Source organism: Glutamicibacter sp. AOP12-B1-11 (assembly GCF_052379245.1).
In the GTDB taxonomy this organism is placed as follows: domain Bacteria; phylum Actinomycetota; class Actinomycetes; order Actinomycetales; family Micrococcaceae; genus Glutamicibacter.
The window spans coordinates 149,496-164,011 of sequence record NZ_JBQSYL010000005.1 but is presented as its reverse complement, the minus strand read 5'-3'; the positions used below and the strand labels follow the sequence as shown (position 1 = coordinate 164,011).

General features: G+C 55.0%; 5 protein-coding genes. 4 read left to right on the top strand and 1 reads right to left on the bottom strand.

Annotated elements, in window-relative coordinates; all coding sequences use genetic code 11:
* The 4 genes from ACT3UQ_RS04605 to ACT3UQ_RS04590 form a co-directional block, all read left to right on the top strand.
* Positions 1–926, top strand: a 926-nt coding sequence (locus ACT3UQ_RS04605; RefSeq protein ID WP_444636549.1) for an ATP-dependent nuclease, incomplete at its 5' end; no start/stop codon positions are given.
* 1,282 nt (positions 927–2,208) lie between these two features.
* Positions 2,209–3,075, top strand: coding sequence for a hypothetical protein (locus ACT3UQ_RS04600; protein ID WP_441687849.1), 867 nt, complete (start codon positions 2,209–2,211; stop codon positions 3,073–3,075).
* On the top strand, positions 3,072–7,040 hold the full coding sequence (gene mobF / locus ACT3UQ_RS04595; RefSeq protein WP_444636548.1) for a MobF family relaxase: 3,969 nt from the start codon (positions 3,072–3,074) through the stop codon (positions 7,038–7,040). Before ACT3UQ_RS04600 ends, mobF begins: the two co-directional genes overlap by 4 nt.
* Positions 7,041–7,080: 40 nt before the next feature.
* Positions 7,081–7,950, top strand: coding sequence for a CPBP family intramembrane glutamic endopeptidase (locus ACT3UQ_RS04590; RefSeq protein ID WP_441687847.1), 870 nt, complete (start codon positions 7,081–7,083; stop codon positions 7,948–7,950).
* A gap of 49 nt (positions 7,951–7,999) precedes the next feature.
* Here the strand turns inward: ACT3UQ_RS04590 and ACT3UQ_RS04585 are convergent, their stop codons facing one another.
* Complete coding sequence (locus ACT3UQ_RS04585; protein WP_444636547.1) at positions 8,000–14,473, bottom strand: helicase-related protein; 6,474 nt, start codon at positions 14,471–14,473, stop codon at positions 8,000–8,002.
* Positions 14,474–14,516: the final 43 nt, after the last annotated feature.

Sequence of the window (14,516 nt, the reverse complement as noted above, 5' to 3'; positions counted from 1 at the left end):
TTAACAAACGTGGGTCAGGTGTTCGCCGCCTTGTCTTGGTCAGCTTTTTCAAAGCTGAAGCAAAACGTAAACTTGAAGAAAACGATAGAGCGTCAGTCATATATGCGCTTGAGGAACCCGAGACTTCGCAGCACCCACGAAATCAACGGATCCTCCTAGACTCATTCACTTCCATGTCTGAGGCCCCTGGTACGCAGCTGATCCTCACGTCGCATAGCCCAGGCTTCGTGTCACATCTTCCTGCAGATAGTCTCCGATACGTTCGCAAAAATCCCACTACAGGAATTCCGTTCGTATCCGATGGCACAGAAGACACCTGGGCTGAAATGGCGGATGAGCTAGGCGTACAACCGGACAACAGAGTCGTTGTCCTCATTTGCGTCGAAGGCCCCCACGATGTAACTTCCCTCAAACGTTTATCCCTGTGCCTCAATGAAAATGACCCAGACAAGTATCCGGATCTTTCGCAAGACCCAAGGTTTGCATTCGTACCGCAAGGTGGCGGGACGCTTGGACAATGGGTCAGCAATAGATACCTCATGGGCCTCGGACGCAAAGAGTTCCACTTATATGACGGCGACGTACAAGTCTATAGAAACGCTGCAGATGAAGTGAATGCACGAAATGATGGATCGATTGCATACATCACAAACCGACTCATGATGGAGAACTACCTCCATCCAGACGCAGTTCAACAAGCGTTGGGGATTCAAATTGCCATCACTCCACAGATCAATGTTCCAGACGCTGTTGTGCAAGCCAGCCGTAACACGTCAGGAGTCCGCCCCATGAATGAGAAAGTCGTTAAGTCAAAATTAGCCGACCTGGGATTCGGAAAAATGACAGTTGAACTACTTGATGCTTCTGATCCGACCGGAGAAGTTCGTTCATGGTTTGAGAAGCTCAACGAAATGGCGAAGGCGTAATCGCTTCCCTATAACATTGCTTTTGTTCGAGAAGACTCACTAGCTGCTCGTCCCAAAACACATGTAGACAGGAGTTCCGGCAAAACGTTGCAGGCAAACCTCAGACATAGAAACGTTGGCACCGCTAGTGCCGTCGAGGTCAAGACATACACAGCGCACACCAGAAATTTTCCGCTGCTACGATCAGTAGCGTTCATTCCTATCTGTAATAAACCGGGACGACCTGTCGTGGGGTCACCCCAAGGACTGCTTGCCACCGCACCGTGGCGAGCAGTCCTTACTTTTACCCTGCAGATTCTTTTGCGGTGACACCGGCCGAATCTAAGAGGAGCCCCATCCAGGTGTCACCGCCAGCGATCAATGACGTTGTCGCCCTGTCGCTGGGGTGACGTTTTCTGGCCCCTCGCCCACATGGGCACGACACAAGCCCAATCGCTCCGCTGCTTGTTGTCGCACACATGTGGACGACGGGACCCACCTGACCGCCGGCCCACAAGCGTCAGGTCTCGGACACGACAACCTTGGCGACAGGCGACCGTCGCATATGGACAGCCTAGTTTTGTCGTGCACCCGACGACACGACAAACGGCAGGACAAGTAGGACAAGACCATGCGACAGCGAGACGTCGTCGGCAGCGTCGTCTTACCCCTCGCCCACATGGGCACGACAAAAGATAAAAAGCGGTCTTTTGTCGCACACATGTGGACGACTGGACCCCATGGTGAACACCTGCCCACATGCTCCAGGTTTAGGACATTGGCAGCGCTTAGTTCAGTGACCGTCGCATATGGACAGCTTCGTTTCGTACGGGCGAACCAGCCAATCCACGCAAGCCAAGACTCTATCCAGGCGTTCCCGAAACGAACCAATAGGTCACCAGCAACCCAATACAACCGACCAGCCCCAGACAGAAAATCCCCACCTCAAACCATCCGCACCCAACCCACAGAGAAGCCACCGAACCAGAGATACAGCACCAAGCAAAAACCTAACGGTCACCAAAAATGAGCAACCAGAAAGAGAACCCATCACCCCAGAAACCCCACAGAATCAGCCGCCCAACACACGAGCAGTTCACCCCATGCCCAACTCACCCAAAAACCAATCACACGTCTGGCACCGAGGTGCACTACCCGAACGCAAGCGTTCGGGATGACACGTATCGCAAGCCCCTGCTTGCGATACAAAGACATGGAAAAAAACCACCGTTGCCAAGCCTGCAACGAGCCGTTTCCGGCAGGCACGGACAAGCGCCGCAAATACTGCGACGACGCTTGCCGAATGCGCCAGAACCGAGCCCGTCAACGCGGCGGCCAGCCCCAGGCAGCACCTGCCGATGTACTGGTCGTTCAAAACGAGAAGTTACGCGAACAGCTCTCTCGCGCCCAGGGTGAATTGGCTAAGGTTCACGACCGTGCAATGCGATATCGCCGCGATGCGAAGAAAGCACGCGAAGAGCTGAACAGCTTTACCGACGAGCGGCGACGCTCACTGCTGTACTTCCAAACTCAGCATCAGGAACTACGAGCCAAGTACCGTCACGCTCACACGCTCCTAACCCAACTTGGACATCAGCTGAACTTGGTCGGACTCGATGACGCGACATGGGCTGCACCCACGACAGCACCAGCTCACCTGCAGCGCGGCGCCCTGTCCGGCGACAGTGACAACGCTGCGACACTCGTACACCTTGTCGCGCAGGTATCTCGACAACTCGACGACACGTTGGGCTTGCGACACCAACGGCCGCGAACCCGCAAAGACAATGACACCCTGTCCGCGACATTGGCAGAAACGTCACCGACACCAGAGATTGTCGCTGACGTTGAAGATGCTAAAGACGAGACGATTGCCTGCCAGCGAGAAATTATCGCTAAGGCAGACACCATCATCAACACCCTGTCCGAACGGCTAAACACCGCCAAGGCAGCTCATGGGAAACTGCGTGATCAATACACCCGTGCACAGCAAGCCTTAGCTCTTGCCAAAGTCCAGCGGGATCAGCATCGAGTCATCGTCACCCAATGGCGCACGCTGGCCAGAGAACTCTATCGGCGCACCGGTGGACGGCCCACCGAGAAACGACACCAAGAAATCCTCGCCACCATGTCCAGTTATGAAGCCTGGGCGAAAGGACAAAAGTCATGACCGTTAGCATCTCGAAGATGTCCATCAACTACTACCTGTCCACCGCGGCAGGCGGCGACGGCGCACAACTAGGTAACGCTAAAGACCTCACCAGCTACTACACCGAGTCAGGCGACCCGGCAGGTACCTGGTTCGGCTCCGGACTGGCCAGCACGGGCATGGTGGAGGGGCAGCAGGTCGAATCATGGGCAGCAAAAAAGCTCTATCAGGACATGATCGACCCATACACTAACAAGCAGCTCGGCCGCCCACCGATCAAGGAACAGAAAACACCGGATGGAGCGAAAACGCCCAAAGGTGAACAGGCCAAATCCACGCGCAAACCCGTCCACGGTTTCGACCTCACCTTCAGCGCACCCAAGTCCGTCTCTGCGCTGTGGGCTATCGCTGACCCCGAACTGCAAGGACGGATCCACCAGGCACACAAAGATGCAATTGCCGAAACACTTGCCTGGGCCGAGAAGAATGTCGTTCAGACTCGTGCCGGCCATGGCGGTGTCGCTCACGTGGCCACCAATGGAATCGTCGGTTCGCTCTTTGATCATTCAGATTCGCGTCTCGGTGATCCTCAGCTCCATACGCACGCTGTCATTCATAACCGTGTGCAGCGTGCCAGCGACGGCCAGTGGACAACAATCGATTCGTATACGTTGCACCGGCACGTCGTCGCGATCTCCGAACGCTACAACTCCCTGCTCTACGACCGCCTATACCAAACAGCCGGGGCCGTCGCTGAAGTACGCGATCAATCAGCAGCCGCATCCGCCCAGCAACTTCACGACTTCCTCAACGAACACGAGCAACTGGCCACGGAACCTGATTACGAACCCTACAACGCCCGTGTGGAGCTCGAAGGAATTCCCGATGATCTGATCAAGGAATTCTCAAGCCGCTCCCGCATGATCACCGAACGCAAAGACGAGCTGATCAAGCAATGGTGCGAAACGAACGGACAAGAGGAACCTCCGCGTCACATTGTCTTGCGTCTGCGTCAACAGGCGACACTCGAAACAAGGCAACCGAAAGACGCTGACTCCCCCATATCGTTGTCCGACAAGATGACGACCTGGCGCGAACGCACTAAAGCCTTGCACTACGACCCAGCTCAACTGGTCCGCGACAGCACCGGCCACGACGCACCGACGATCACCGCCTCCATGCTCGATCAAGACACCGTTGATCGGCTCGGACATTGGGTATTGACCGACACCGGAACTCGCCGCACTACATTTACACGTGCCAACATTATGGCCAGCACCGAACGCATCCTGCGCACTGTACGTTGCCACAGGGCCGAAGATCGTGAACAACTGACCGAGCGGATCACCGAAGCCGCCCTGGCACAGGCCGTCGTCCTCTCACCTGAACGTGAAGTATCCCCACGAATGAGCCTTGATCCTGCTCTCAACCTGCGCGGGGAATCCATCTTCGAGCACAAGAAGCACGCCGGAATCTACACGACCGAGCAGATCATGAACGATGAAAAGTTCCTGATGGAACGCACCACGGCCAGCGCACCAGGAATCAGTGCTGCAGAACTAGGCGACAAGGTTGCGACCATGCGCACCAAAGAGGGCCACGCGCTCAGTTCTGACCAGGCTGCAGCGACAACCAACGTGCTCACCAGTGGAAAGGCACTCGACGCGATCATCGGCCCCGCTGGCACAGGCAAAACGACGACGATGAAAGCAATCCGTGACCTCTGGACAGAACACCACGGCGACGCATCTGTGATTGGGCTGGCCCCGTCAGCCGTTGCCGCTGGCGTTCTTGGCGATGAAATTGAAGCACCCACCGACAACACGGCCAAGTGGCTCTACGAATCAGTAGGCGATGGTGCCGCCCGCCGAATCTCCAGAATCCAAACCCAACAGTACGCACTCGACGCACTCAATCAACAACTACCCACAGCGGCCAGCCGAAAGCACCGCGGCCTACTGAAACAAATCGATGCACTCACCACGAAGCTGGCCGCCGAATATGCGGCTCAAGCCAAATACACGATGCACGACGGGCAACTGGTCATTGTCGATGAAGCATCCATGGTCGGCACTGCCACCTTGGCAGAACTCAACCGGCAAGCAGCGGCCGTCAACGCTAAAGTCCTCCTCGTGGGTGACCCTCGACAGCTCGATGCCATTGATGCAGGAGGATTCCTTGGGTGGATGGAACGCGATGCAGAAGTCTCACAACTGAACCAGGTCTGGCGTTTCCGCGACGAAGGACAGGCGCCTTCCCCCGAACATTGGGAAGCTAAAGCGTCTCTCAAACTCCGGTCAGCCAACATTGACTCTGAAGATGGCAAAGACCTACTCAAGATCTACGAGGAACACGGCCGTATCATCGGCGACGAAGACAGCAACGCAACCGAAAATGCCTACCAAGCATGGATCACCGACACTCTGGCAGGCAAAGACTCCCTCATGGTTGGAGCCACCAACGAACAAGTGCGCGATATGAACACCAAAGCGCAGCTCGACCTTGTTGATGCTGGCCAGGTTGACTTGAACACTGTCGTCACCCTGCGCGAAGACACACAAGCCGGTATCGGGGATGTCGTTCTGGCACGCAAGAATAACCGAAACCTCCGAGACTCCAACGGTGCGTTTATTGCCAACGGTGTTCGTATCCGCATCACTGAGATACACGACGATGGATCCGCCATCGGGCACAGAACCGACAACGACGCAACGATCACCCTCGACGCCGACTATTTGGAGAACAGCGTTGAGCTTGGCTACGCGTCCACAGCACACCGTGCCCAGGGAGTCACCGTCGACACTTGCCATACCGTCGCACAGTCCAGGATCCCCCGCGAGCTGTTCTATGTAGCCATGACACGCGGCAAACACGGCAACTACGTTTATGTGGACATTCCCGAGGAAGAAGAAACCCCCGATCAGTGGGGCATCATGCGCAAGGTACAGCCCGAGAAACGCATGGAAGTTCTCGCCGGAATCCTGCGCACAGAAACAGCAACAAAAACCGCCCATGAAATCGAAAACGCCGAGCATGGATGGGCCAAAGACTACGGACGCATGGCTCACGAAGCTGTCTACCTAGCCGACGTGGCACGCAGCACCCGAACCATCGCCTGGATTACCGAACACTACGGGAGTGACCAGCTGCAAGCGCTGCAATCCTCAGAATATTGGCAACAGCTCGTCCGCGCAGACCTTGCACTGAACCTGACATCGCCACCAGATAAAGACGACATCACTATCACCGAACTACTGACCTACGCCCAAGAACCAGAGACACCACAAAATTTCGCGGCTATCGTGCCCACCTACACCCCAGCAACCGACGATCAGGCCGAAGCTCAGCAGCGCCTTACCACCAAGATGAATCAGCGCCTGGACGAAATGACCATCATGACCATCGCAGAAAATCCCGAATGGGTGCAACAAGTCGCGGCCAAATATCCAGACCACGTTGAAGAAGCAATCCGGATCCACTGCGCCTGGCGCAGCGTCTCCGACCAAGACGATGCAGAAAAGCCACTGGCAGTAGCACCTCATCCACAACAAAACCGGTACATGCACACGTTCTACGCCCGGACGCTATCCGAGCTTTCTCACCTGCAACGTCTGCCAGAAGTTAAGCAGACAGCCCCGGCCAATGAACAGAACATCGAGCATCGTCATCATCCCGTCACAAGCAACGAACCGGAAGAAACAAGCCAACGCGGCCAAGAAGTTCAGCTTCCCGAAGACCCATATGCCGAGGTGCCATTCTCTGCCGAAGAACCACCAGAGTGGCAGGATATTCCTTTCGATGATTCCTGGGATGAAGCACCACTATATGAGGACATGGAAGATCCCAAAGCTGATTTCTTCGACATACCTGACCTACCCAACAAGCTGATACCGCTCCCGCCATCACCAACCACGGCCGAAACACCCCAGGCGCCGAACTACCCACCACAAGCTCCCGACAACGAGCATGGACCCGGTATTTCCTAAACCATGTGGAATCATCAAAGTCAGATAGAAAGAGGAACTATTGAAACCGCTCGAAGAACAGTTAAAACCACGTTTCCCCATCCTGCAAGACACCCCGACCCAACGCCCTGGTCGTCGTGGCGTCTGGCTGGCCATCATCGCGTTGTGGACTATCGGTTGGGGTCAAGGTTCAGTCACCGCCGTTCTGGCTATGTTCAATGCTCGGCCACCATCTGAACCAATCACGCACTGGGGCACCGCAATTGAACGATCCGCAGGTAACCTGTTTGAGCTCTTTTGCATCATCGTTTTAACGCTCATTCTCATCAAGTTCTACGCAGGTGTTTCCCCCACTGCTGCTGGGCTCACCAAAAAATCGGCACGTACTCCCTACGCAGCTACTTTCACGGTAGGCGCATACATCGCGCTCCTATACGTTGCCCAGTCACTCTCGGATGCCGTCGGCCACCTCATCCCTGCTGTCGGAACGCCTTGGTACATCGATGCCAAACAAGCTATGGAAACCCCTCAAGATAACGTGGTACAGCTTGCGAGTTCGATCAGTGCCGGAGGTGAGGAAGTTGTTTTTACTGCGGGAATCATCGTGTTGCTCTACGCGGCAGGATACAAGCCTTGGGTAGCGTGGCTCACCGCGATCATTTTGCGCACGTCGTTCCATCTCTATTATTTCCCCGACATGTTGTGGGTGCCGTTGTGGGCAGCGGGAACAATCTACATCTACCAACGGTTCGGCTGTTTGTGGATTATGGTTACGGTTCATGCCTTGATCGATGTAGGAATCATTCTTGACCGAATGGTTTCAGGGCTGGGCACCATACTGACTGCGGTCGTCGCAGTCGGCTTGATCCTGTTCGATGTTATTCGCGAATCGTTATCACGCAGCAAGAAGAGCCCGGAAGCCGCGAAGTAAGACGATGGGAGCCACGCCCTAATTGGCGTAGCTCCCATCGTCTTGTGCTCTACATTCCCAGACCTGGCCCGGAAGCCCCGGGCCCCGCCGGCGGCAGTGGTGGCCGATGATGATCCACGGCTGGATCAGGTTTACCTCGTTGCCGTTGGCTCATCTCGCTCTGTGCCGGTTGGTCTGGCACCACAGCTCCGGCGAACGCAGGCTCCTGTTCATGAGCTGTTTGGTTTGGATCAACGTCTACCCGTTCAGGTTCAGCGGTTTGCCCATTCGGTGCTGCAGTTTCAGTGCTGGTGTCAGCCCAAGGCAATTCAGCCAACGATATTTCCTGGTCACTGACCACTAGCCTTGTGTTTGGCTCTACACGATGCCGCTCTGGTCGCATATTTTCATCAAGCAGGATCACATGGCCGGAGTGTTCGTCGGTTCGTTGGAATACGCCTTGGAAGTTCTCACCAGTGCTGCAGTCTGTCCCAGTGACGTACCTGCCTTGGTCATCCTGTGACAGGTAATAGGCCAATTTCTTTTCAGCCCCCTGATCAGCACCGGCAAGATAGGACAGCTCCACAGCATTCAGTGCGCCGTGACGGCGAGCCAACACCTCAATCTCCTGATCATCCTTGCGCTTGACCTCATGCTTTGAACCGTCAATATCTGCATAGTTCACACTGATCTTTGAGCTGTACCTGCCAGAGACTTCAACGATCCGTACTGGGTAGTCATCAGTCCTGGCGGTATCCAGATCCTTGAGTCGCACAGCGTCACCTTGGCGCAGTTCCACAATCGTAGTCGATGGCTCCGGTAGCACTTTCTGGCGTTCATCAGCCGTCAGATCACGCCCCGAAACCCTGCTGATGTGATCCGGCATCTCCCCGCGGTCGTAATAGCGTGGTTCTTTTCTTGGCTGGCCAGTATCAGGACTACACGGTGTTTTCTGCAACGAACTATAACGTTCGTGTAACCGCATCACGTCGCCAGCATGAGCACCGAGATAGGGAACGTCGTCAACGAAAATATCGCCCGGGAGCAAATCGCTGGGACGCACTTTGTTCCGTTCAGCTTCCAGCCTGGCCTGTTCCTCAGCGATCTTCTCCGGGTTAGTCACATCGATACGCAGGATCGGGCCTTTCGGAATGAACGGAACCATCTCTTCTGACCCGTCAGGGTAGAAGTCCTGCCCACGAGCTTGGACAATGCCAGTCATTGATTTCGTCCCGCCACCTTGCAGTTGCAAGTCAGCTGATACGCGCTCACCGTTTTGGACTTCATCCCGGCGATAGGTGATCAGATCGTATTCAGGGTTGAAGTTCAGTACGTTCTGTTCGTTCTCAGTCAGGTTTTCCCTGTATCGGGTCACGACAGTCACGTCGCTATACCCCCTCAACGCGATAGTCGATTGAGAAGGTTCTGAGTCCAACTCGAAACCGTAGAGCGAACCATTATCCAGTTTTTCTACTTTGTAGTTCTTACTCCCATCGAGGACTATGTCCCCGGCCCGCGCTACCTGGTCCAAAGATCCTGTCGGTATCTGGCCATAGAGAAGTATCATCTGGTCGCGGGACAGTTCATCTGCACCGGCCTTATCCTGATCTTGTTCACCTAGTTCGGCAAGCAACGTCTTGTATTCCTGTTGTGTTTCTTGCAGCTCCTGGGCTCGGTCAAAGGTGCTGTCGAGGACTTGTTGCGCGGCCGCGATCTTACCGGATAGTTCATCTATTCGGCCCCGCTGCCGGTCCAATTCGGCTGGCATACCAGTGACATAGTTTTCCAGCCTGGTCACGACACCGTAGTCCGTCTCAGCGCTGCCCATGTCGCCACGGCTCAGACTTTTGACGACTGGTGAGCCTTGAATCCCGTACTGAACGTCATCGAACTGAGGAGTGGGCTTGAACACGAATGAATGGCCACCAAGCGTGCCCAGGGCACGTTCTTGAGGATCGGCACCCGGATTCAAAGAATCCACCATCCGCTGGCGGATGTGCGCCGCAGCTTCAACTCGCTCCGTGAAGTGTTGTCCCGTGGAACTGATAAACGTGAACTGGTCACCATGTGTCGGCACGGAAGCTGGGATTCTGGCTTCCAAATCAGCGATAGCATTATTGACTGATTCCAACGATGACTCGCTCAAGGCTTGGGTGAGCCGTGCGTTTTGTTTGGCATTCGTATGGGCCGCTGAAAGCTGTTCCAGCTCCTTCACTGTGCTTTCCAACTCTGCCAAATGAAGCAGCCGAGGATCACCACTCAACGCGGCCGAAACACGCGCAGCAGACATGTCCAAACCGCCAAATGGATCTTCGGTAGTGCGACTAACCTGTTCACCGACTTTGAGCTGTTTGATGAATGCGGCCTTCTTCGCGATCACATCGTGCATGTACACGTCAAAGGTCTTATCAGTGGCGTACTGGTAAATCTCCACATGGTCATTCTGGTTACCCTGGCGAATGACCCGGCCCTCGCGCTGTTCAACATCGGCCGGCCGCCACGGCACATCGACATGGTGCAAGGCGATAGCTCTGGCTTGAATGTTCGTACCTGTACCCATTTTTTCTGTCGAACCAATGATGACGTTCACTTGCCCGGTTCTGCATCTTTCAAAGAGCTGTGCCCGTTGCTGGCCATTCTTCACATCATGGATGAACGCGATACGTTCAGGCTCCATTCCCAAAGCCACTAGTTCTTCCTTGATCTTGGGATAGATCGAGAATGAACCGTCAGCTTTCGGCGTCGCCCTGTCAGCAAAAACGATCTGCAACGCGCCTGATGTTGGATGAACATTCTTGTGTGCATCCATGTACTGGTTGTTCTTGGTAGCTTCGTGCTCCGCAAAAATGGTTTCAGCAACCTGCCGTGCTCGTCCGCCATCTTCCTCGGGATCCAGCCCAGCAAGCTCAGCAGCCAGAGCCACGTTTCTTCCATCGTTGACGACGTTGAGCATGTTATCACCGCCCTTTTCAGGACGAGTACCTTTGAGCAGCTCAGCACGTTCCTGCAAAGAATCAATGTAGAGCTCAACGGCTGGTTCAGGCTCGCGCCGCTTCAACAAACGTTCCTCAGAACGCAGGGTTGGCAGCTTCGCGGTGAGCTGTGCTGTGGTGACGACATCAGTGAACTGCGCCGACAAGCCCACCAACTCCGGGACGTTCACATACTCTTTGACCTTCATGATCTGGTCGTAGCCACCGCCAGCAGGCTTAGGGCGAATCACCTGCCCTTGCACTGTGAAGGTTGTCGCCCAGGCACCAATCGAATCCACATCAGCACGCTTGAGCAAATCTGGGCGCAGGTAATGCTGCATTACCCACATCTCCGACATGTTGTTCGCCACCGGTGTTCCCGTGGCAAACGTTGCTACTGCTGGAACGTAGGATTCCGAGTAGCGTCCGGTAGCGATGGCCGCTTCAGTTTTTGCTTCACGCATCGTACGTAGCTTGTAGTCCAAGTCCTGGGCGCGGTTCGTGATCCCGCAGCTCAGTTCAGCCAATGGTGCAGTACGGCCAAGATTCTTGTAATTGTGGGCTTCATCCACGAACAGATAGTCAATGCCAGTCTGTTCCCACGTCACGCCTGGATCTTTTTCTGCCGAGAGCTTGTCGTAACGTTCTTCAAGCCGCTTCACCTCACGCTCAATCGCTTTGGTGTGCTTCTCATCCGCACCATTGAGCTGCGATTTCAGCCGGTCAATGTCCTCTTCAAGCCATTCAGCAGTACGCAACGGATCAATCTTGATCTTTTCGAATGTCGTCTGCGGGATCACCACTGCGTCCCAGTCCCCGGCAGCGGCCTGCGCGACAGCACGAGTACGATCAACTGCGTTGATTCCCGTTTCAATGGTGAGTACCCGCGCCCCTGGATACCATTCGTTGAACTCGCGGCCGACTTGCTCCACGAGGTGGTTGGGGACGACAATCGCCGGTTTGTTGGCAATGCCGGTGCGTCGAAGTTCCATGCATGACATCACCATCGTGCCGGTCTTGCCAGCGCCCACCACATGATCAAGTAGGACGGCTGGCTCGTTAACAATTCTGGCGACGGCAGCGCGTTGATAGTTGTAAGGCACCCGACCTTTAGCCAGCCCAGGAAAGTTCATTTCTGATGCCAGCTCGTCATAGTTCGGCGCGACAAGAGAGTTGAATGCCCGGTTGTAGTTGTTCTCTACCTCTTGTGCTCGTTCTGGGTCAGCAATCACCCAGTTTCGGAACTCAACTTTGAGCTTCTCTAGTTTTTCACGCGCAGCAGTAGTACCTACTTCGTCTTTGACTCGCTTGCCCTCAGCGTCCTTGAAGGTCACTATCGGTGCGGTACCGTTGAGCGCATTGAGCATGATCGCATCTGGTCTGCGAGCTTCAGTGCCGAAATCGAACTGTACTTTCGGATCCCACTTATGCTTTTTCGGCTTCTCCATCTCCCACGACTGTGATGTCTCATTCCAAGCAACTTTCGCATCCAGTTGCAGCGTCTCGCGGACGAACTGGGTATAAGTTTCTGCTGAAACATACCGCACGCCAGGATTAACCGAAATGTCGTCAATGGGAATGTTCGGTGGCAACGCATCCTCTAGCGCTTCAACGTTGCGCTGGTATTCGGGATTCTCCGCAGCAGCCAACACCGCAGCATCAAGCTTGTCTCGCACCATCCCAGAGAGGTAAACGACTGCAGGTACGAGTTCGTGTGTTTCCGGATTCTTGAACGACAACGGCTCTAACGCTTCAAGTGCCTGTTCCTGATCTATCGACAACAGGTCGGCGACACGCTCAACGTCAATCCGGCCCAGCTCATCCATGCTGATTGCCACGGCTGCCTGCGCCGACTCAGCAGATTCAGGACGGGCACGCAGATCCACTACGTCTTTGAGCAGGATGTCCCCTGGTTCGGCTTCGCCCGTTTCGACGTTGTACTTTTCAACGGCGGTCAGTAGCCCAGTCATGGCATCAGACTTCAAGAATTTCAGGTGTTCTTGCTTGACGCGAGTTAGTTGTTCTTCTGAAACTTCGTCTTGCCACTGTTCAGCGAGGTCGGCAGGGATAGGCATGTCTTCTGGTGCGATATCGCCGTCGTCAGGCAATGTTCCCCGCCAGTCAGCTTCCAATTGGGCGAACGCCTTCTCTTGAGCCTTCTGGGTTGGACTGGTGTAAACATTTTCAGATCGGTTCACCGCACCAAACTCTGCGACATACGCCGTGTAATTCTCCAAGAGCTCTTCGCGAGTTTCTAGAACTTGGGCCGGATCAGCGTTAGTCCGCTGCAGATCAATGAGCTTCACGGCCCCGTCACGCAAACCCAAAAGTTGCTGTGACTCTTGGATTCGCCCCTTAGCGACGGCAACTTTGGCCCATGTCCCATTAGGTTCGTAGCGTTCAAAGGCCGAATTCTCGTATCGAACGTGGCCGATGGTGTGGGTAAGAACGACTTCCTCACGGAGTCCCGGTTCATATTCTGGGGCCACAACATTTTCAGGTTTGTACCCGAGGTTGTTTTCTTTAGCGTTCTCGATGATTCTCGTCAGTGAGGTTTCCAGTTGCGCGCCAAGAGTGCTCATGTCCGGATTCGAAACGGCCGCTGTGCGTGTACCGAATGGTGTTGAGCGTGTCTGCCACTGTCCTAGAACATTCTCTGGGTGGTCAATGAAGTATTGGTTCACCGCCACCTGTTCATCGCCAACTTCTAGTTCGGCCGTCTTGAGCCATGCTCCGTCAGCGAGTTCCCGGTTTGCTTCACGGACACGGAACACCAGAACATCGGCCATCACGTCAGTTCCGGCCGAAGCCCGGAATGCGCCGTTAGGCAATCGAACAGCTCCCACTAGGTCGCCGTGACGCATCATCTCTGTGCGAGCTGTCGCCCGAAGGCTATCCATCGTGTAGGAGCTCGTTATGACCGCGACGTAACCGCCCGGTGCGGTGAGCTGCAGTGATTTGTTGATGAAGTGATTGTGGATCGAGTAGCGACCTGGATTGTGTTTCGGGTCAGGAACACGGAAATCACCAAATGGTACGTTGCCAATCACCGCGTGGAACGACTCGTTATCACGAGTAAAAGTACCGAAAGACTCCCGGTGAATCTGGGCATCCGGTGCGAGTAAACTAGAAATCTGTGCGGTCACAGAATCAATTTCCACGCCCACCATTTGGGCCCCGTCAGGAGCGTGCTTGATGAACGTTCCTTTACCTGATCCGGGTTCGAGCACTTGCCCCTGGGTGAATCCGGCTTGTTTCAACGCTGACCACATGGAGCTGGCCAGCTCGTCGGGAGTGAAGTGAGCGTTCAAGGTTGTTGCGCTCAACTGCCGGTAGGTTTCGGCGTCAACTAGCGACTTCAAACGATCACGTTCGGCGCTCCAATCCTCCCGAAATTCTTCAAAGACTTTGGACGCGCCGCCCCAGGATGCATATCGGGCCAGTACAGCTTGCTCTTGGGGGCTCGGCCAACGGTGTTCTTCATTGAGTGTGTTGAGCAGTTCCAGTGCGTCGAGGTTGTAGAGGACGCGCTCACGTTCGTTTCGTGGCGCGTCAAGGCCCGGTTCCCCCACATATCGGGCAGGAACCGGGCCTTGACGCTCTACAGCGCGTGGT

Bases quoted from the DNA above. Each gene is read 5' to 3' on its own strand.
- ACT3UQ_RS04600 (WP_441687849.1), top strand. From the start codon at position 2,209: ATGCGCCAGAACCGAGCCCGTCAACGCGGCGGCCAGCCCCAGGCAGCA.
- mobF (WP_444636548.1), top strand. From the start codon at position 3,072: ATGACCGTTAGCATCTCGAAGATGTCCATCAACTACTACCTGTCCACC.